Source organism: Cupriavidus basilensis, from assembly GCF_000876015.1.
Classification (GTDB): Bacteria; Pseudomonadota; Gammaproteobacteria; order Burkholderiales; family Burkholderiaceae; genus Cupriavidus; species Cupriavidus basilensis_B.
In genome coordinates, this window is sequence record NZ_BBQM01000001.1 from 18,050 (window position 1) to 36,677 (window position 18,628).

Annotated in this window: 17 protein-coding genes and 1 pseudogene; 6 read left to right on the forward strand and 12 right to left on the reverse strand. The window is 63.3% G+C overall.

Going from position 1 to position 18,628, the window contains the following annotated elements:
* Positions 1-89 precede the first annotated feature (89 nt).
* Positions 90-905, forward strand: a complete 816-nt coding sequence (locus tag KF708C_RS00070; protein WP_059410357.1) for an ABC transporter ATP-binding protein — start codon at positions 90-92, stop codon at positions 903-905.
* Positions 906-945: 40 nt separating this feature from the next.
* Positions 946-2,196 carry a phenylacetate--CoA ligase family protein gene (locus tag KF708C_RS00075; RefSeq protein WP_020206304.1) on the forward strand — a complete coding sequence of 417 codons (1,251 nt, stop codon included), beginning with the start codon at positions 946-948 and terminating at the stop codon, positions 2,194-2,196.
* 875 nt (positions 2,197-3,071) lie between these two features.
* Here the strand turns inward: KF708C_RS00075 and KF708C_RS00080 are convergent.
* A complete protein-coding gene (locus tag KF708C_RS00080) occupies positions 3,072-3,542 on the reverse strand; it encodes an Lrp/AsnC family transcriptional regulator (RefSeq protein WP_020206949.1) in 471 nt (156 codons plus the stop codon).
* A 219-nt stretch (positions 3,543-3,761) separates the two neighbouring features.
* On the opposite strand from KF708C_RS00080, the gene KF708C_RS00085 reads away from it, so the two are divergent.
* Positions 3,762-4,826, forward strand: coding sequence for a porin (locus KF708C_RS00085; protein WP_059410358.1), 1,065 nt, complete (start codon positions 3,762-3,764; stop codon positions 4,824-4,826).
* An 82-nt stretch (positions 4,827-4,908) separates the two neighbouring features.
* Positions 4,909-6,339 carry an amino acid permease gene (locus KF708C_RS00090; protein ID WP_059410359.1) on the forward strand — a complete coding sequence of 477 codons (1,431 nt, stop codon included), beginning with the start codon at positions 4,909-4,911 and terminating at the stop codon, positions 6,337-6,339.
* Between the two features lie 9 nt (positions 6,340-6,348).
* On the opposite strand, the gene KF708C_RS00095 is transcribed toward KF708C_RS00090, so the two are convergent.
* A complete protein-coding gene (locus KF708C_RS00095) occupies positions 6,349-6,771 on the reverse strand; it encodes a YbaN family protein (protein WP_020206945.1) in 423 nt (140 codons plus the stop codon).
* A gap of 83 nt (positions 6,772-6,854) precedes the next feature.
* A complete protein-coding gene (locus KF708C_RS00100; protein WP_059410360.1) occupies positions 6,855-7,832 on the reverse strand; it encodes an NAD(P)H-dependent flavin oxidoreductase in 978 nt (325 codons plus the stop codon).
* A gap of 448 nt (positions 7,833-8,280) precedes the next feature.
* Between KF708C_RS00100 and KF708C_RS00105 the strand changes: the two genes are divergently transcribed.
* Entirely contained in the window at positions 8,281-8,682 is a 402-nt protein-coding gene (locus tag KF708C_RS00105; protein ID WP_020206943.1) for a hypothetical protein, read from the forward strand.
* Positions 8,683-9,296: 614 nt separating this feature from the next.
* Positions 9,297-9,587, forward strand: a complete 291-nt coding sequence (locus KF708C_RS00110) for a hypothetical protein (RefSeq protein WP_059410361.1) — start codon at positions 9,297-9,299, stop codon at positions 9,585-9,587.
* A 302-nt stretch (positions 9,588-9,889) separates the two neighbouring features.
* Here KF708C_RS00110 and KF708C_RS34230 read toward each other — a convergent pair whose 3' ends face one another.
* The 9 genes and pseudogenes from KF708C_RS34230 to KF708C_RS00145 form a co-directional block, all read right to left on the reverse strand.
* Entirely contained in the window at positions 9,890-11,104 is a 1,215-nt protein-coding gene (locus tag KF708C_RS34230) for a reverse transcriptase family protein (RefSeq protein WP_156173671.1), read from the reverse strand.
* Between the two features lie 174 nt (positions 11,105-11,278).
* A complete protein-coding gene (locus KF708C_RS37115) occupies positions 11,279-12,499 on the reverse strand; it encodes a phosphoribosyltransferase-like protein (protein ID WP_441601682.1) in 1,221 nt (406 codons plus the stop codon).
* Between the two features lie 464 nt (positions 12,500-12,963).
* Positions 12,964-13,461: a DUF4411 family protein gene (locus KF708C_RS00115; RefSeq protein ID WP_059410362.1), complete on the reverse strand. Its 498-nt coding sequence runs from the start codon at positions 13,459-13,461 to the stop codon at positions 12,964-12,966.
* On the reverse strand, positions 13,458-14,612 hold the full coding sequence (locus tag KF708C_RS00120; RefSeq protein WP_197090294.1) for an XRE family transcriptional regulator: 1,155 nt from the start codon (positions 14,610-14,612) through the stop codon (positions 13,458-13,460). The genes KF708C_RS00115 and KF708C_RS00120 overlap by 4 nt, the downstream gene beginning before the upstream one ends.
* Before the next feature lie 91 nt (positions 14,613-14,703).
* Positions 14,704-15,066 carry a DUF4124 domain-containing protein gene (locus KF708C_RS00125; RefSeq protein ID WP_197090295.1) on the reverse strand — a complete coding sequence of 121 codons (363 nt, stop codon included), beginning with the start codon at positions 15,064-15,066 and terminating at the stop codon, positions 14,704-14,706.
* Positions 15,067-15,218: 152 nt separating this feature from the next.
* A complete protein-coding gene (locus tag KF708C_RS00130; RefSeq protein WP_059410364.1) occupies positions 15,219-15,614 on the reverse strand; it encodes a VOC family protein in 396 nt (131 codons plus the stop codon).
* A 2-nt stretch (positions 15,615-15,616) separates the two neighbouring features.
* Positions 15,617-15,955 (reverse strand): ribbon-helix-helix domain-containing protein, encoded by a 339-nt coding sequence (locus KF708C_RS00135; RefSeq protein WP_020204468.1) that lies wholly within the window; start codon positions 15,953-15,955, stop codon positions 15,617-15,619.
* A 42-nt stretch (positions 15,956-15,997) separates the two neighbouring features.
* A pseudogene (locus KF708C_RS00140) lies at positions 15,998-17,567 on the reverse strand (GMC family oxidoreductase).
* A gap of 110 nt (positions 17,568-17,677) precedes the next feature.
* On the reverse strand, positions 17,678-18,286 hold the full coding sequence (locus KF708C_RS00145; RefSeq protein WP_059410365.1) for a twin-arginine translocation signal domain-containing protein: 609 nt from the start codon (positions 18,284-18,286) through the stop codon (positions 17,678-17,680).
* Positions 18,287-18,628 lie beyond the last annotated feature (342 nt).

An 18,628-nucleotide genomic window follows, 5' to 3' on the forward strand; every position in this document is an offset into this window, starting at 1 on the left:
GTGGGTTTGCTCCCCTCTCCCATGAAGTGGGAGAGGAGAGCAGGAAAACGCCAGGCGCAGCCAGAAAGAACCACCAACCGAGCCGTACCATGACCCTCTTGTCCGTCAACAACATCGAAGTCATCTACGACCACGTCATCCTGGTGCTCAAGGGCGTCTCGCTCGACGTGCCGGAAGGCCGGATCGTGGCGCTGCTGGGCGCCAACGGCGCGGGCAAGACCACCACGCTCAAGGCCATCTCCAACCTGCTGCATGCCGAGCGCGGCGACGTCACCAAGGGCTCCATCGAATACCGCGGCGACCGCGTGGACCGCCTCACGCCCAACGCGCTGGTCAGGCGCGGCGTGATCCAGGTGATGGAAGGGCGCCACTGCTTCGCCCACCTCACGCTGGAAGAAAACCTGCTCACCGGCGCCTACACGCGCGGCCTCTCGCGCGCCGAGACGCGCGACGCGCTGGAGCGCATCTACGCCTATTTCCCACGCCTGAAGACGCGCCGCAAGTCGCAGGCCGGCTACACCTCCGGCGGAGAGCAGCAGATGTGCGCGATCGGCCGGGCCATGATGGCCAAGCCCAGCATGATCCTGCTCGACGAGCCCTCGATGGGCCTCGCGCCGCAGATCGTGGAAGAGATCTTCGAGATCGTGCGCGACCTCAACCAGCGCGAGAAGGTCAGCTTCCTGCTGGCCGAGCAGAACACGATGGTGGCGCTGCGCTACGCCGACTACGGCTACATCCTCGAGAACGGCCGCGTGGTGATGGACGGTGCCGCGGAGGCATTGCGCTCCAACGAGGACGTGAAGGAGTTCTACCTCGGCGTGGCGGCCAACGACGGCGAGGGCGGCGGGCGCAGCTCGTTCCGCGACGTCAAGAGTTATCGCCGCCGGAAGCGCTGGCTCGCCTGATTTCCGCATCGCCCCTATTCACGCGACTCATACGCAAACCATGTCCGAACACTTCGATTCGCTGGAAACGCGCGCGCCCGCCGCGCGCGCGCAGGCCCTGCTGGCGGACCTGCGCCGGCAGGTGGCCCACGCCAAGGCGCACGCGCCGTACTTCGCGCAACTGCTGCGCGAGGTGGACCCGGACGCGCTCGATTCGCGCGCGGCGCTGGCCGCGCTGCCGGTGACGCGCAAGTCCGAGCTCACGCAGCGCCAGCGTGCCGCGCCGCCGCTCGGCGGGCTCAACGCCACGCCGCTGGGCGGGCTGCGCCACATCTTCCAGTCGCCCGGCCCCATCCATGAGCCGGACGGCCACGGCGCGGACTGGTGGCGCATCGCGCGCGCCATGTTCGCCGCGGGCTTTCGCGCCGGGGATCTGGTCTACAACACCTTCTCCTATCACTTCACGCCGGCCGGCATGATGATGGAAAGCGGCGCGCACAAGCTGGGCTGCTGCGTGTTCCCGGCCGGCGTGGGCCAGACCGAATCGCAGGTGCAGGCGCTGGCCAGCCTGCAGCCGGCCGCCTACGCCGGCACGCCCTCGTTCCTGCGCATCCTGCTGGAGAAGGGCGACGAGATGGGCCTGCCGTGCACCAGCCTGCGCAAGGCACTCGTCTCCGGCGAAGCGTTGCCCCCCTCGCTGCGCGCGTGGTTCGGCGAGCGCGGCATCCGCGTGCAGCAGATGTACGGCAGCGCCGACGTCGGCCTGGTCGCCTACGAGAGCGAAGGCGCGGACGGCTGGGTGGTGGACGAAGGCGTGCTGGTGGAGATCGTCGAGCCCGGCGGCACGCAGCCGATGCCCGACGGCGAGGTCGGCGAGGTGGTGGTGACGGTGCTCGGCAACGGCGACTATCCGCTGATCCGCTTCGGCACCGGCGACCTCTCCGCCTTCGTGGCCGGCTCCGCCGAGCGCGCCAGCCCGTGCGGGCGCACCAACCTGCGGCTCAAGGGATGGCTCGGCCGCGCCGACCAGACCACCAAGGTCAAAGGGATGTTTGTGCATCCCGGGCAGGTTGGGGAGGTCATGCGGCGGCATCCCGAAGTGCGGGCCGCTCGCCTCATCGTCACGGGCCGCGTGGGAGCCGATGTGATGACCCTGCATTGCGAGGCTGTGGGGAATGACGAGAGCCTGGCCCGCGCGATCGGGGAATCGGTGCGGGAGGTGTTGCGGTTGCGTGGGGAGGTACGGTTTGTGGCAGTGGGGGCGTTGCCGCAGGATGGGAGGGTTATTGAGGATGCTAGGAGTTATGAGTGAGGGGGGAGTGGTTTATTTGTGCTGCTTGGCTTCAAAGGCAGCTTCAACGGCGTAACGTCAACGGCTGGACGTCAAAGTCAAAATCAACTTCAAAGTCAAAGTCAAAGGCTTTCGCTCCCCCGGAGCGACCTACTTTCTTTTCCCCGAAAAGAAAGTAGGCAAAGAAAGCGGGCTGCCTGGCCGGCAGGGGCAGAGCCGAACAGGGATGCTGGTTGTTGGTGGTTTCGTGGTGGGGGTGGTGGTTCTGCTGGGATTCTGCCGGTACCGGTTTTGGTGGCCACGTTCTCTCGGGTGGTGTTCGATTCGTGGTGGCGCTGCATGATGGCGGTGGCCCAGGCTCTTCGGGCTGCTGCCGCGACCGGGGCGGATGGGTGCGTCATAGGGACGGGGCTGGTTTCGTGGTGGGCGTGGTGGCCCCCAGTCGATCTCAGTGCCAAACGGTTTTGACTTGAGAGGCAATCCGGTTCAAAGCAACCCAGTACACCCGCGTGGGGTCCACCACGCCCACCACGAAACCAGTGCCGGTGCTATGCCGTGACCGCCAGCACCGGTAACGGCAGATGGCCGAACAGGCAGTGCGCCCGCCATCATAAGTCTGACCCCGCAACCCATACCGCCAGCCAGATCGTGGCCAGCCGAACCGGTAACGGCAGGATGCCAGCAGAACCGCAGGCCCCACGACGAAACCACCAACAACAAGAAACCCCAACGTTTCTGCCCCTGCCGGCCAGGCAGCCCGCTTTCTTTGCCTACTTTCTTTTCGGGGAAAAGAAAGTAGGTCGCTCCGGGGGAGCGAAAGCCTTTGACTTTGACTTTGAATTTGATTTTGATCTTGACATTAGGCCGTTGAATTTAAGTTTTTTCCTAGGGAAAGATCAAATCTCCAAGATATCAAGAACAGACCCCGTCCTCTTAACTGTAGCCAAAACAATATGAGAATTAATAGCCATAACCCCCGGCGCCTTATGCAACCGATCGACAACAAACTCAGAATAATGCTCTAAACTCCGTGCCCGCACAGTTAACACATAATTGGAAGGCCCCGACACGATCCGTGCGGTCACCACCTCCGGCCAGTCGTTCAAGGCCTGCACGAAGTTCTCGTGCCAGCGCTCCACGTCGGTGCGCATCGACACCTGCACCAGTGCCTCGAACTCCATGCCCAGCGCCTTGGCGTCGAGCACACAGCGGTAGCCGGCGATCACGCCGGCTTCTTCCAGTAGCTTCACCCGCCGGAAGCATGCCGAGGCGGACAGGTTCACCGCCTCGGCCAGTTCCTGGTTGGTGGTTTTTCCGTCGCGGGTCAGGTGGCGCAGGATGCGGACATCGATCAGGTCAAGTTTCATTCTGAATATTTAACCGCGAAATCGTTATTTGTCGAAATAAATGCAGCGCAAAACGATTTGATGCGGTAAAAAGTCGAAGAAAATTCAATTATCTGTTTGTTAATATACCTCTCCCTGAGCGTAAAAGCACTGGCTGGCATGCAGTGCCGCGCATCAGGCTGGCCTGTTCGCCGCGAGGTGCGCGGAGCCGGAAAAACAAAAAAGAGAGGAGACGCATTAATGAGAAAATTCCGACCCGCGCTATTGGCGGGCATGCTCGCCGCGGGCGGCGCCAGCGCACAGGGCTCGGCCACGCTCTACGGCATCGTCGACCAGAGCCTGCGCTTCACCACCCACGCCAACGCCGCCAACGACCACGACGTCGCGCTGGCCAACGGCGCCGTGACCAACAGCCGCTTTGGCCTGCGCGGCGAGGAAACGCTGGGCTCCGGCCTCAAGGCCATCTTCCGCCTGGAAAACGGCTTCGACCCGCAGACCGGCCACACCAACCAGAACGGCCGGCTGTTCGGCCGCTACGCCTACGTCGGCCTGTCCGGCCGCCTCGGCACGCTGCGGCTCGGCCGCCAGTCCACCGAAGGCTTCAACCTGTTCGGCGACTTCGACCCGCTCACCATCGCCAATTACACCGCCAACTACTGGCCGTACTTCATCACCGCCGGCCGCATCGACAACGCCGCCAGCTATGACGGCACCTTCGGCGGCCTCAACGTGGGCGCCAGCTACGGCTTCGGCGAGCAGCCCGGCAGCGTGGGCCGCAACGCGTACTGGGGCGCGCGCGCCGCCTACACCGCCGGCGCCGTCAGCGTGGGCGGCGTGTACCAGGAAACGCGCGACGCCGCCAGCAACGCGCAGCGCATGTGGGGCGCGGCCGCGCGCTACGCGGCGGGCGCCGGCAGGTATTTCCTCGGCTACCTCGGCGGCCGGGACGCCACCGGCTCGCTCGACGCCGCGCTCAACGATGCCGCCCGCGCCGTCGCCCACGGCACCATCACGGCCAACCCGCGCCGGGACGATACCGTGTACGCCGGCCTCGCTTATCAGATAGCGCCGGCGCTTACGCTGACCGCCGTCTTCTACTACGACCGCATCCGCAACGCCAACGGCATCGCCGGCAACGGCGGCAGGCGCTACACGGGTGTGGCGCTGGCCGAGTACGCGCTGTCGCGGCGCACGCAGTTGTACGGCACGGTGGACCACAACATCGTCAGCGGCGGCGCCGCCACGGAACTGCCCGGGCGCGGCAACCAGACCGGCGTGGCGCTCGGCATCCGCCACGTGTTCTGAGCCGCGGCGCCCTGCATCATCCAGCCCCCTGGCCCCGAGCAGGGGACCACGCGGAGCACCCAGCACCCGAAGGAGACAAGCCATGACAAAGCCCCCGCAGCAGTTCCAGCAGATCGTCGAGCGCGAGAAAGGGCTGCGGCGCAGCCTCAGCGCCAGCCAGATGACCATGATCGCCATCGGCGGCGCGGTCGGCACCGGGCTGTTCCTCGGCAGCGGTTTCGCCATCGGCTTTGCCGGCCCGAGCGTGCTGGTGAGCTACGCCATCGGCGCGTGCATCGCGCTGCTGCTGATGGGCTGCCTGGCCGAGATGACGGTCGCGCACCCGACCTCCGGCTCGTTCGGCGCCTATGCCGAGCACTACGTCGGGCCGCTGGCCGGCTTCCTGGTGCGCTATGCCTACTGGGCCTGCATCGTGCTGGCGGTCGGGGCCGAGGTCACGGCCACCGCACTCTACATGAAGTACTGGCTGCCGGCGGTGCCGGGCTGGTTCTGGATCGTGTCGTTCTCGGGCGCGCTGGTGCTGGTCAACGCGCTGAGCGTCAACATCTTCGGCGCGGTGGAGTACTGGTTCTCGGTCATCAAGATCACCGCCATCGTCGGCTTCATCCTGCTCGGCGCCTACGTGGTCTTCGGCGCGCCCACGCTGGTCGGCGACGGCGCGCGGCAGGCCGGCTTCCACCACTACACCGCGCACGGCGGCTTCTTTCCCAACGGCATTGGCGGCACGTGGGTGGCGGTGATCGTCTCCATCTTCAGCTACCTGAGCATCGAGATGATCGCCGTGGCCGCCGGCGAGGCGCAGGACCCGGAGCGCGCCGTCATGCGCGCGTTCCGCTCCACCATGCTGCGGCTGGTGCTGTTCTACCTGCTCACGCTCGCGCTGATGCTGGCCATCGTGCCGTGGACGGCCGCCGGCCACGACCAGAGCCCCTTCGTCAAGGTCATGGAAGCCATCCGCATTCCCGGCGCGGCCGGCGTCATCAACTTCGTGGTGCTGATCGCCGCGCTGTCGGCCATGAACAGCCAGCTCTACATCACCACGCGCATGATGTTCAGCCTCTCTCGCGCCGGCTACGCGCCGCGGCCGCTCGGCCAGCTCAGCGCGCGCGGCGTGCCGCTGCCGGCGCTGCTGCTGTCCACCGGCGGCATCGCCATCGCCACGCTGGTGAGCATCTTCTATCCCGATGCCTCGTTCACCATCATGATGGCCGTGTCGATGTTCGGCGCGCTGTTCACGTGGATGATGATCTTCGTCACCCACTACTTCTTCCGCCGCGCGTGGCATGCCCGGGGCGGCGCGCCGCTGCGCTTTCGCATGTGGGGTTTTCCGGTGCTCACGCTGCTCGGCGCGGGGCTGATGCTGGCCGTGATGCTCACCACGGCGTTCACGCAGGCATTCCGCATGACGCTGGTGTTCGGCGTGCCCTTCCTGGCGGTGCTGACGGTGGCTTACTTCGGCTGGTACAGGGCGCGCGCGCTGGCGGTGGCCGCGCGGGCAAACGAAGCGGCCTGAACCGGGCGCTCAGGCCTCGCCGTCCGTGGCGGACGGCGGATAGCCGCCGCGCGGGCGCGTCGGCAGCCACAGCAGCCACGCGGTCACGGCCGCCGCGCAGGCCAGCAAGGCAACCGAGATGAACGGGCGCTCGCGCAGCAGCCACGCCGTGGCGCCCATCGACGGCCACATGGTGCCGATGGCCAGCCACTTGGCGCGCAGCGGCACGCTGTGGTGCTGCTGCCAGTCATGCACCAGCGGCCCCAGCCGCGGATGCGCCAGCAGCCGCGCATGAAAACGCTCCGAGCCGCGCGCGAAGCACGCCGCGGCCAGCAGCACGAACGGCGTGGTCGGCAGCACCGGCAGGAAGATGCCGACGATGCCCAGCAGCAGGCTGAGCGCGCCGAGCGCGACGAACAGCGCGCGCAGCACCCGCTCGCGGTGGCTGCGCACGGCGGCGCCGGTACCGGCATTGGCGCCGGCGTCAGTGTCTGCGTCGGCGTTGGCGCCGGAGCCGGCGGGCGGCCGCTTCGCGCTCAGACCGCCAGCCCCAGGCGCGCGCGCGCCGCGTCGTACTCGGCCTTCATGCGCGCCACGATCTCGCCGGCGGCCGGGACATCGTGGATCTGGCCCACGCCCTGGCCCGCGCCCCACACGTCCTTCCACGCCTTCGCCTTGGACGCGCCGCTGGAGAAATCCATCTTGCTCTTGTCCGCTTCCGGCAGGTTCTCCGGGTCCAGCCCGGACGCCACGATGCTCTCGCGGATGTAGTTGCCGTGCACGCCGGTGAACAGGTTGGTGTAGATGATGTCCGCCGCGGCCGACGTGGTGATCGACTGCTTGTACTGCTCGCTCGCGTGCGCCTCCCGCGAAGCGATGAAGCGCGTGCCCACGTAGGCGAAGTCCGCGCCCATCGCCTGCGCGGCCAGCACCGCCTCGCCGGTGGCAATCGACCCCGACAGCGCGATCACGCCGTCGAAGATCTTGCGCACCTCGCCCACCAGCGCGAACGGCGACAGCGTGCCCGCGTGCCCGCCCGCGCCGGCCGCCACCAGGATCAGGCCATCCACGCCGGCCTCGATGGCCTTCTGCGCATGGCGGATGCTGATCACGTCGTGCAGCACGATGCCGCCGTAGCCGTGCACCGCGTCGATCATCTCCCTGGGCGGCGCGCGCAGCGAGGTGATGAAGATCGGCACCTTGTGGTCCACGCACACCTTGATGTCATGCTCCAGCCGCACGTTGGACGCATGCACGATCTGGTTCACCGCCACCGGCCCCACCGGCGCGCCCGGGTTGGCCGCGCGGAAGCTGGCCAGCTCCTCCTCGATCTGCGTCAGCCAGTCGCCCAGCACCTCCGCCGGGCGCGCGTTCAGCGCGGGGAAGGAACCGACGATGCCCGCCTTGCACTGCGCCAGCACCAGCTCCGGATAACTGACGATGAACATCGGCGAGGCAATGACGGGCAGGGTGAGGTTCTGCAGGACCTTCGGCAATTGTCTGGCGGCGGGCATGGTATCTCCTGAACCACGGCGGGCGCCGCGACCGGCGCCCGGGATGTGAACGATCGTTCGATTATAGGGAGTTTCCGCGCGGCGGCGTTGGGGGCTGGCTAGACGCGCCAGTCTACGGCCGGCTGGCCGGCGCGGGCGCGTGTAAGAAACGGATACAAGCCCGGAGCCCGCCCCGGTACACGGCGCATACGCCTCATCCGTTAAACCCATACGAGATGGCGCGCGGCGACTGGTGCATATGCAGCTTGGTTCCGCGCACATTGTTTCTTTTGCAGAACAGTGTATTGACTGAATCAGGGTTTCCCCTAGGTCAATCCCAGGCGTACATTTCGTGAACCGCCAGGCTTCCGCCCCGCCGCCACAAGGCGACGGCCACGGAACCAGGCAGCAGCGCCGGCCCGGCCGGCGCGCGTCCCCAGCCAGTAGTCAGCAGCAAAGGAGTGCATTCATGAGTTCCATCCTCGAAGCCCTGTTCTCCAGGCACATCGGCGACCCCGATCGCGTGGTCACGGCGCTCAACCACCAGGAAATCGTCGTCGCCCTGTCAGCGCTGGTCGCCGAGAAGAACGTCGCCATCCTGCACATGCTCTACCCGCGCACCGACGCCCGCACCCACCGCAGCCTGGACGCCCTGGTCGGCGCGCTGCACAACCACGGGCTGCACCAGACGGCCGAGCTGATCGCGCAGGAAGCGCACTACCTCGTGTTCAAGGAACCCGACAAGGCGTGGAAGACCCTGCAGGAAATCCGCCACGACTCGCTGGCCATCGGCGTGCATCTTTACTACAAGGGTGCCACTGGCGACGCGGCGGAACGTGAGCTGGATAAGGATGCGCACCGGAAGGCTTGAGGTGGTGCAGGTATTGCAGCGGCGTGGCCCCGCGCTGCGTGGTTGCTGATCTGCTGACTGACTTCCCGGTTTGCTCCCCTCTCCCGCGCAGTGGGAGAGGGGGCGGGGGAGAGGGCAGAGCGCTTGCGAATGACGAACGCGGTCACTTTGCAGAGCACCTGATTTCCTCCCCCGCCGCTGCCCCGCACACGGGAGAGCAGCGTGCCACAAAGCGCCAGGCCGACTTCATCAACAGCCTGAAGGCCCCGCAATGCGGGGCCTTGTTGCATGTTCTTGCTGAAGACGGACATGTGCCGGGTGCTTGCGCATGCAGTGACTTTGGGCTCGGTCCAGGCGCGCGCGTTTGCTGATCCTGCGTCGCCGCAGTTGAGCGAGGCGTTTGCTGTGACTGCTGAAATGCCAGGGTGGAGGGTGTTGCAGGCGGTTGTGGGACTGGCGTTCAGGGGTGCAAAAAAATCTGCGGTTGGTAACAGAAGTTATCAAATCGCACGCCAACTCGGAGCTAGACTCTAGTCGTTGCCGCTTTCTGCGGCGACCGGGAATAGCAGCCTGAATACGAAGGACGAACCGCCGGCATCCGGTGGACACCTTATTTCAGCTTGCGAGAACGCCCAATGCACCAGCACACCCGAGACGGCATCACCGTCGACCACAACGGCGCAGACATGTCCTTGACTGCGCGCTTCCCACATGAAAATCCCCTGAGCCTTGCGGTATTGAAGGCTGCGCAGCTGCATGCGTTGTTGTTAATGGCCAGCGATTTTGTGGTGGCCGATGGTTCGGCCAACGGCCTGCAGCCGATGGAGCGGGAGAGTGTTTTTTCGCTGGCTGCGGAGCTGGCGGGGGAGGTGTTGGCGTTGAGTGAGATGGTGGGGGTGGCGGGGCGGGAGGTGGTTGATGGGTGAGACAAGTGGCTCTTGGACCTAGCCTACCTAGAACACTGACTGTTGTTTACAGGGAATGGCTCACAGGTGTTTGAACTTGTTGGCCATTTTTTTTGAGCTAAGGGAGGGGCCGGTAAGCGGACATTGGGCGAGGCTGTCAGAGGGCTGCTGCCGACCCATTACAGCCACGCAATAAATTCGGGCCACCGTCTTAAGTTCCTGCAACAAGAGACATTCCTGATTCATGCATAGCCATACTTCAGCTGTGTGCGCCTCCAATAAATCATGAGCAATTCAAATCGAATTGCATCACCTAAATGAATCTAACCGAGCATGTGCCGATTCGGGCGAGGGCGGCCACTGAAGCTTCGTAGCAGTTCAACTGTCTCGCGTTCGGGAGCTAGCACGCGATCGAACTCTTTCTGAGCCCAAGCCCCAAAACGGTCATCTACAGAGTGAGCAAAGTGGATGAGTCCAGTCAGGTGGTTCAGGTAACCGAGCGGACTTTTGGTTTTCCTGCGCTTGGCGTGCGACAGAAGACCAAATTTTCCGATGTAGTACAGGGAAAGTTCGATCTCGTCCTTGATCGACTTGGTTAAGCGTGGCTTGACATCGTTTACTACTAGGCCAGTGACAATTTTTCGACTTCCCGGTCCGCGAATGAGGCACTTCTTTTCATTCAACCTGAAGCCGGCTGTCGTGACTGCCAAGCACACCTGGCGAAAAATCTCTTGGCACGATTCTCTATCGGAGTTCGTCAACGATAGAACGATGTCGTCTGCGTATCTGGTATACGCCGCACCAGCGGCGTCTGCGATTGTTTGGATTTTCGTGTCCAAGGATGCCGCTACATAGTTTGCCAGCATGGCGCTGCTAGGTGCACCTTGGGGCAGGTGCCCGACGGTTGTACGCGAACGGTATGGCACCTTACCAGCAACTTGTGGACTGCCCCAACGCCAAGTTTTATCTCTGCGACGCGGCTGCCCGTCATATCGACGTGGCGCTGTTCGAGTGCAAAGCCTTGCCAATTCGAAGGCGAGCAAAGCTCTATATCCAAACTTCCTAAAAACGTGGTAAACCTGCCTCTCTGAAATGGATTCAAAAAAGTCCTTAATATCGACTTTAATTATCCACTCACTACCAGCATGTACGGACGCATTATTCAGAATACTATCGCCGTCACCGTATGCCTTGGAAGCCTCATGTAGATAGTCAAGCGCACCTCGACTCTTCAGAATTTGATCGTGTATCCAACGCTGTGCACGCTTCAAGTGTGGGACGGGCACGCAAATTCGACGAAATCCGCCCGACTTCTTGCGGATATTAAACACACGATAATCATTTTCGGCCCGTCGGCCAATCGTTTGTATCAATGCCGCCCAAGGCGTGTTCGACAATGTCGCGAAATGCATTAACGTGAATACAACCGGTACACGCTTAACCGACATTTGTCTGGCCGTGTCGACAAGCACTTTGACATATTGCTCGTTGAGCCCGTGAGCGTGGGCTTTGATAGCGTGGAGAGAAGGGCCAAGCATCACTTTAATCCCGCCCCGCGAAGCGGGGTCAACACACGGCTCAGAGGTATAGGCGCTGTTTCGAAGCTCTGAACCGCGTGTTAACCTCGATCAAGAGAGAGCTACTTCCAAGGCATCAGGACTCCCGATGCCGCATTGTTGGCCTTCCAGCGCAACAAGGTCGCAACTACCAAATTAGGTAGCCACGTTTGACTGATGCTTGGTCACCCCTCCACATGAATCAGGATAATATAAATCGGTCACTCGACGCAATGGGGAAGACGAGCGCGGCCCGCGATTTTCGCGCCCAGCACCTCGTTTCACGAGCGATAGGAACTCTCGGCCGAAGATCGTAAGACGGTGAGTCTGGGTGTCTATCACCCCTAGTCGATAGGCGCGTCTGCGAAGCTCAGCAACTTCGCTGGTTAGAATTAGCAGGCGCTCGGCGAGTCGTGTGTCATTCCATCCAGATCGTGACGAGTGACCCAGCGCAAGGAGGAGTCGCCACTCCATCGGGCTCGCCTGGTGAAGACGGACGTGATCTAGCAAACCGACGGCCAATGAATATTGCCCATGGTCCCAAAGTGATTCAGCCTGCTGCGTAGGATTGGCATCATCAAAATAGTGTCTAATGTCTGTTGGGATTCCTCGGTTCGGAAAAATGGGCGACCATTTTCTACCGAAATCCCACAGGATGGTGGGCGCGTTGTTCGGGCAGCCATGCTCGAAGACTACTAAAGTTCCGCGCGATCCAAAGCCGAGCGGCATACCTGACTTTGATATGCGTTGAGCATATTTAATCGCCAAGGCTGTCATTGGCATGGTTGGCCTTATGCCTGCGGCCGTGGTCGGCAAGACAGAATGTATTCGCGCTGAGGTCAGCTTTGGAACTCTCCGACATACTTGGCGAAGGCCTTCAGCGTCTGCAGCGAATGTCACCAACCATAGCTTGGTCCATCCATAAGAAACCCAGCTCTTTATTGATGTGTCAATCTGCTCCGTCCAGAAATCTGACACACGTTTCCCCGTTCCCACATAGTCTTCAACGATGACTATATTGCGAATTCGCTCCGCTCGCATTGAATCAACGGTGGGGTTCGCGAGCACTCGATCGCCGTGGACTCGGCGCAAGTTCTCCACCATGTGTCGGACACGATCCGCGCTGCTCCCCGGCGTGCGCCGCTCCTTCCCTTCATCGAATATCTGAGGCTTAGGTTCGGTTACTGAAATTAAGGCAACGTTCTCTTTACCGACACTTGAGAGGATCTTTTCGATTTCGAATTGTACACCACGCTCAAACTCCGAGTGCGATACGAGTCGGAGAGCACGAAGCATCTGACGACCGATCTCGCGGTCGACGGGATCGTGGATTTGCGCGAGCCATCTACTTGCCCGCTCGGAGGACTCGATTGTCATATTACCTACTTTGGGGGAGGGTCGCCTGACGTTGTCTTCTGCTTAGTCGAAAATCGCTGCACTATAGTTGCCGCTGAGCGAATAAAATCGTTGGGCCACCGGCATCATGATAATTCCTCGGAGCGACCCAACCCGCTCAATAGCCACCGACAGTGCTACTGACAACAAGAATCTTTCGTCATGACCGTCAGCTATTGACAAGCATGCGGTCGTTCAAGGCCAGTCTGCGAGCGTCGCTTTGTGGCCGACAGCGGCCAGTGGCAGGCTCGTAATCTATGACCGCTGTTGAAACGTGAACTATTGCCGAACTAGACTGGCAACGAAAGCCTATCGGCAGTTACTAGTTTAAGCAATGCAAGAGATCTGGAGCGGGGGCAATACTCTTACCATTAGCAAGCGCTGCGTCCGCCGTGTGGGTGGAGGGAGGCTTAACGGCAGCCTTATTGTAGAGCCCCAAAAAAACACTAAGCCGCCAACACAAACTGCGCCCCAAGCTTATCCAGCAACTCAAACGTATTCATCCACCGCACACCAAAGTGCTGGCAGATATTCGGAATAAAGAACTTCTTCCGAGCATCCCTGTGAAAAGCCTCATGCGTAACCACAATCGCATCGGTCGCCATGGCCTTGGCAATCAACCAAGGATCGGCTCCGGCCATAAATTCTTCAAGAGCACCGACTTTCATCACAGGCGCCTGCTCGGCAACAACACGTGCAACATCAACGAAGGCCAACTGCGTGGCGTCGTCGCTGACATCCATGAAAAGCCCTGCATTGTCCTTGGCCCATTGGGCCAGTTCGTCGTTGCCCTTCTTCAACTCGTCGGCAACCATAGAGATGCTGCCTACCTGCAACAACTGATTTTGGCCATGAACCCACTGCCAGAAAGCCGGACAGAAGGTCATGCTGTAGTACCGGTTCTTTGCCTCAATCAACGTGTTGGAGTCGAGCAGATGCTTCATTCGGTGACGGTACTGGCGTAGGCTTTCATTTTCGATGGCTGGATACCGAGTAGCCTGGCGGCGTCGCGCAGCAGCATGTTGCCTCGCATCGTCTCCGCCAGCACGGCTCTGCTGAAGCGCGCGCTGTTCTTGGCGCCGGCGTTGCGGTAGAAATTCCCGCCGCCGTTGTCTTTGTCCCGGTATGCCTGGAGTTCGGCGAGGTAGTAGCCGCTGTAGGCCTCCCTGGCGATGAGGCCAAGATCGGCGGCGCGCCTGGCAATGACCAGCTTGCTGACCTTGAAGTCGGCGGCGAGCACGGGAAGGTTCTCCTTCCAGTCGACATCGCCGCGCCAGGCTTGGCGGAAGGCGGCCTCCGGCGCGAGAAACTCGCCGGCAACGGCGTTGCAGAAGATCTCTTCCCGCCGGTTGGCGTTCACCGATACGCTGGAAATGCCGCTGCTGTTGATCCAGACATGCGCCAATTCGTGGACGAGCGTGAAGAGCCGCGCTGCCGGCGCATCGGCGCTGTTGATGAACACCACGGGCGCCAGCGGGTTGCTGATGGCAAAGCCGCGGAATTCGCCCACGTCGAGTTTGCGATGGGTATTGGTTCCCACGATGCCGCTGCGCATCACGAGTATGCCGACGGACTCGGCAGCCGCTATGAGCGTGCGAAGGAATTCTTCATGGGTTGGCCGCGCGGCATTTTCTGCGACATGCAGTGTCTTCCGCATGTCCGCGACGACCTCCTTGACAGGGCTCTGGCTGGTGAAGCGCCCGACGAACGGTAGCGGCCCGAACTCGTGTTCCTTGAGATAGTCCAGATACCAGCTGTGCTTCCAGAGAACGTCCTTTACCGCATCGACCAATTCGGGGCTCGGCCGGGCCGGCGCCGCGCCACCCAGCGTGCGCAGGTCCGGCAGCGGCAGTTCGTCAGAGGGTGGTTCCTTCAGGAACAGGAATCCGAACGGTATGTGAGACAGAAGGGCCCACTTCTGCGCCTGCTTGAAAGTGGGCTGGCTATCGCCTACCTCCCACTCAAAGACTTTCTCCGGCTTCACGGGGATTTTGTCCGCCACGTCGAACTCGGACAGCCCGGCCCGCAGGCGGGACCAGGTGAGCAGACGAGGGGTGACGAGAGCGTGACTCATGGCGTAGTGATGATAGGTCACGGTGTCGATTTGCGTCCAGTGTGGCGGAGAGGTGGCATTGCAGAGTGCTGATTTTCAGACTGTGCCTGTGTAGCTCAAGGGACGTTTCCAATCACTCGCACCGATTAGCCGAAATCTGCGCCCCCGACCTTTGAACCGCCTCCGACGCCCGCTGCGCCTCAACTGCATCCCCCCGCGCCATCGCGCGCTCCGACCAAGCCAGGTTTGCCGTATACGTCTGCCGAAGGGAAGGGCAGACAATGCTGGACGCCAACCGCTTGGCGGATTGCTGGTCCCCAATCACAAACGGCTGCGCACGATCCTCGGCGTTAAGCTGCCCGATGGACTTGCGAGCCAGTTCGGTCTTGGCGCTGTCCGGGCAAGGTGAATCCTGGAGCGTGACTTTCCCCGCGGCATTTCGGCATTGATAGATCGTCTGGGCCTGGACGCCCGTGCCGGTCACGATCAGCAGCAATAGTAGCGGTATCCGCATCGCAATCCTCCCGAGGGGGATTCTGCAGATGCTTGCCTTCGCTGGATTCCCCTCCGGAGCAGGGTGTTTCTCCGGGCTGTAAGTCTTCGCACGCTATCCCGGTTGCATGACAACGGTCTGACCCGGACGCCACTTCACCGATAATGCCCATGCCTTTCCAAGACTTCGATCTTGTATCCGTCAGGGTCCTGGATGAAGAAAAACCGCGCTAGCAACTCCTCCCCAACCCTGAACTCCTTGACCGGCAGCGGACTGTACCCGGCGGCGGTCAGCGCTGCATGCGTGGCCGCAACATCGTCAACGACCGCCGCCACATGCCCGTAGCCATCGCCATGCGTATAGGGCTCCTCGCGCCCCTTGTTCAACGTGAGCTCAAGCTCGACATCGTTCTCGGCATTGCGCAGATACACCAGCGCGAAGTCCGGAAAATCCAGCGTGTGGGCAGGCTTGAGGCCGAGGACTTCGTCGTAGAAGCGCAGCGATGCGTCGAGGGCGCGCACGCGGATCATCGTGTGGATCAGCTTGGCCATGATTAGTGGGTGGTGACGGTGGTTTTCTTCGGGGGCGGCGCGGGTTCGGCCAGGCTTTCCTGCGCGCTTTCGAGCCGGTCGCATTTGCGGCGCAGGTAGCGCAGGCACGTCACGCGCAGGAACGAGGTGAAGTTCTGCACGTCGCCGCGGTGGAGCATGATCTCGTCGTGGAACTGCACGATCAGCGCGTTGGTGGTCATGCCTTCTTCGGCGGCCAGGGTGGCCAGCGTGTCCCAGACGAAGTTCTCCAGGCGGATGCTGGTGTGCACGCCGTGGATGCGCACCGAGCGCGTGCGGGATTCGTAGTGGATCGGGTCGGCCGTGACGAAGAATTCGCACATGGGGGCCTCCTTGGCGGCTGGGGGTTCGCTCGGATGCCGCGCTCAGATCGTGCGCCTGGACATCTGCGCGGCGATGTAGTCGGCCTGGCGGATGGCGAGCGTCACGATGGTGAGCGTGGGGTTTTCGGAGCCGCCGGTGGTGAACTGGCTGCCGTCGCTGATGAACAGGTTGGGGATGTCGTGGGTCTGCCCCCATTTGTTGCACACGCCGTCGCGGGGGCGCGCGCTCATGCGCGCGGTGCCGAGGTTGTGGGTGGACGGGTAGGGCGGCGTGCGGAAGGTCTTGATGGCGCCGACCGCGCCGTAGATGCGCTCGGCCTGGGTGTAGGCGTGGCTGCGCATGGCGATGTCGTTGTCGTGGTCGTCGAAGTGGACGTTGGGCACGTAGTTGCCCCACTGGTCCTTGACGGTCTGGTTGAGCGTGACGCGGTTGGTCTCGCGCGGCATGTCTTCGCCGACCAGCCACATGCCGGCGAGGCTGGTGTAGCGGTCCATCCACCACGTGAAGTCGCTGCCCCAGCCGCCGGGGTTGAGGAAGGCGGCCATGAACGGGATGCCGAGCGAGAGCGTTTCCAGCTCGTAGCCGCCGACGAAGCCGCGCTTGGTGTCGTGGCGCGATTCGTCGCGCACGATGCCGGCCATCGTGGTGCCGCGGTACATGTGCACGGGTTCGTTGAAGGCGGCGTAGACGGAGCCGGTCATGTGGCGCATGTAGTTGCGCCCGACCTGTCCGGAGGAGTTCGCCAGGCCGTCCTTGAACAGGCTGGAGGCGGACAGCAGCAGCAGGCGCGGCGTTTCGATGGCGTTGCCGGCCACGCAGACGATGCGCGCTTTCTGGCGCTGGGTCTTGCCGTCGGCGTCCACGTAGAGCACGGCGTTGGACGCGGCCTTTGTCGTCGTGCTCGATGCGCGTGGCGTGCGCCTGCGTGCGCAGCTCGAACTTGCCGGTGGCTTCGGCTTCGGGCAGTTCGGTGTAGAGGGTGGACCATTTGGCGCCGCTCTTGCAGCCTTCGAAGCAGAAGCCGAGCTGCAGGCAGCGCGCGCGGCCGTTGCGCGGGCGGCTGTTGATGGCCATGTTGCCGGTGTGCACTTCCTTGTAGCCCAGGCGCGTGGCGCCGTTGTACATGACCTTGAAGTTGTTGTTGCCGGGCAGGCCGGGGATGCCGTGGGTGCGCGTGACACCCATCTTGTCCTCGGCCTTGCCGTAGTAGGGCGCGAGTTCGCGCAGCGTGAGGGGCCAGTCCTGCAGGTTGGCGCCCTTGATGTCGCCGTAGACCGTGCGCGCGCGGAATTCGTGTTCCTGGAAGCGCAGCGACGCGCCGGCCCAGTGCGTGGTGGTGCCGCCCACGGTCTTGCAGATCCACGCGGGCAGGCCGGCGAAGTCCTTGGCGACGCGCCAGCTTCCGGAGGTGGTGCGTTTGTCGAGCCACGCGAGCTGGCTGAACGCTTTCCATTCGTCGTTGATGAAGCTGGCGTTGGATTGCGTGCCGCCGGCTTCCAGCACCACCACCTTGACGCCTTTCTGGCACAGCTCGTTGGCCAGCGTGCCGCCGCCGGCGCCGGAGCCGATGATGACGACGACGGAGTCGTCGCCGAAGTCGAACTTGGCCATGTGCATGTCTCCTTTGTGGGCCCGGGCGCGCGGCTCGGGTTGTGTCCGGGTTGCGTCCGGGTTGTGTCTTGCCCCGGCTCTGCGGCCGGATCGGGGGACTGCCGCCGGCGTCAACCCATGTACGGCGGCGGGCTCGCTGCCGCGGGCGGCGCGGGCAGCCACTTGAGGTCCTGGAAGCCGCGCAGGATGTAGCCGCCTTTTTCCCAGGAGGAGCCGGGATAGCCGAAGGTGGCGAACGCCATTTCGTTGTCGTAGAGCGCGGTCACGCACTTGCCTCGCACGGTGTCGAAGAACGGCTGCCCTTCGAGCGCCTTGACGGCGGCCAGCTGCCGGTCCGGCGCGGCGGCGGTGAAGCTGCCGCCGGCGAGCTTGTCGAGCGAGGCCACGCCGGCGCGCAGCTGGCTGGCGACGGCGGCGTCCTTGGCCGCGGCGGCGTCGAGGTCCTTGACCAGCAGCGCGTAGACGGCGTCCGGCAGGCGCTCGTGCGGGTACAGCACGCGGCCCATGCGCAGCAGCGCCTCGCCTTCGCCCTGGTCCAGCGCGGCGAGCTCTAGCGCCCACACGGTCGACGGCGCCAGCAGCGCCAGCGGGCTGCCGATGGCCAGCGTGCCGATCAGCACGCCGGTGCCCTTGAGCAGCGAGCGGCGCGTGAGCGTCGGCGTGGTCTTGTGCGCTGCATCGCCGCGCTCGCGGATGTGCACGATGGGAATGGTTTTCACGGTGTCTGCTCCGAGGGGTTCGACGGGCGTGGTCCGCCGCGGGCGGTGTCTCGCATGATGTCGCGCGCCTGCGTGCTTCACATGGCGGTTGTCGGGAGGGGAGAGGCGGCGTTGTGCGATGCGGCACGATCCTGCCGCCGCGGCCGTGCCGCGTGGCCGGGCCGGCGTGCGCCTGGGGTGAGCGTGGTGGACAAGATGTCGTCTCCGTCGTTGTCGTTCCCTCCATTCTTGCGGGAGGGTCGATACGACTATAGGCCGAAGACGCCGGGCATGGGTCACAGCCCGCTACTCACACGGGAAAAACCCTAGTGAGGATGGTGGCGCACGCCGGCACGCGACGGC

What these genes read in the sequence shown, in the direction of transcription:
- KF708C_RS37115 (WP_441601682.1), bottom strand. Translation starts at nt 12,499, where the DNA reads ATGACAATCGAGTCCTCCGAGCGGGCAAGTAGATGGCTCGCGCAAATC.
- KF708C_RS00110 (WP_059410361.1), top strand. Translation starts at nt 9,297, where the DNA reads ATGCACCAGCACACCCGAGACGGCATCACCGTCGACCACAACGGCGCA.
- KF708C_RS00135 (WP_020204468.1), bottom strand. Translation starts at nt 15,955, where the DNA reads ATGTGCGAATTCTTCGTCACGGCCGACCCGATCCACTACGAATCCCGC.
- KF708C_RS34230 (WP_156173671.1), bottom strand. Translation starts at nt 11,104, where the DNA reads ATGCTTGGCCCTTCTCTCCACGCTATCAAAGCCCACGCTCACGGGCTC.
- KF708C_RS00105 (WP_020206943.1), top strand. Translation starts at nt 8,281, where the DNA reads ATGAGTTCCATCCTCGAAGCCCTGTTCTCCAGGCACATCGGCGACCCC.
- KF708C_RS00075 (WP_020206304.1), top strand. Translation starts at nt 946, where the DNA reads ATGTCCGAACACTTCGATTCGCTGGAAACGCGCGCGCCCGCCGCGCGC.
- KF708C_RS00100 (WP_059410360.1), bottom strand. Translation starts at nt 7,832, where the DNA reads ATGCCCGCCGCCAGACAATTGCCGAAGGTCCTGCAGAACCTCACCCTG.
- KF708C_RS00115 (WP_059410362.1), bottom strand. Translation starts at nt 13,461, where the DNA reads ATGAAGCATCTGCTCGACTCCAACACGTTGATTGAGGCAAAGAACCGG.
- KF708C_RS00080 (WP_020206949.1), bottom strand. Translation starts at nt 3,542, where the DNA reads ATGAAACTTGACCTGATCGATGTCCGCATCCTGCGCCACCTGACCCGC.
- KF708C_RS00070 (WP_059410357.1), top strand. Translation starts at nt 90, where the DNA reads ATGACCCTCTTGTCCGTCAACAACATCGAAGTCATCTACGACCACGTC.
- KF708C_RS00130 (WP_059410364.1), bottom strand. Translation starts at nt 15,614, where the DNA reads ATGGCCAAGCTGATCCACACGATGATCCGCGTGCGCGCCCTCGACGCA.
- KF708C_RS00085 (WP_059410358.1), top strand. Translation starts at nt 3,762, where the DNA reads ATGAGAAAATTCCGACCCGCGCTATTGGCGGGCATGCTCGCCGCGGGC.
- KF708C_RS00090 (WP_059410359.1), top strand. Translation starts at nt 4,909, where the DNA reads ATGACAAAGCCCCCGCAGCAGTTCCAGCAGATCGTCGAGCGCGAGAAA.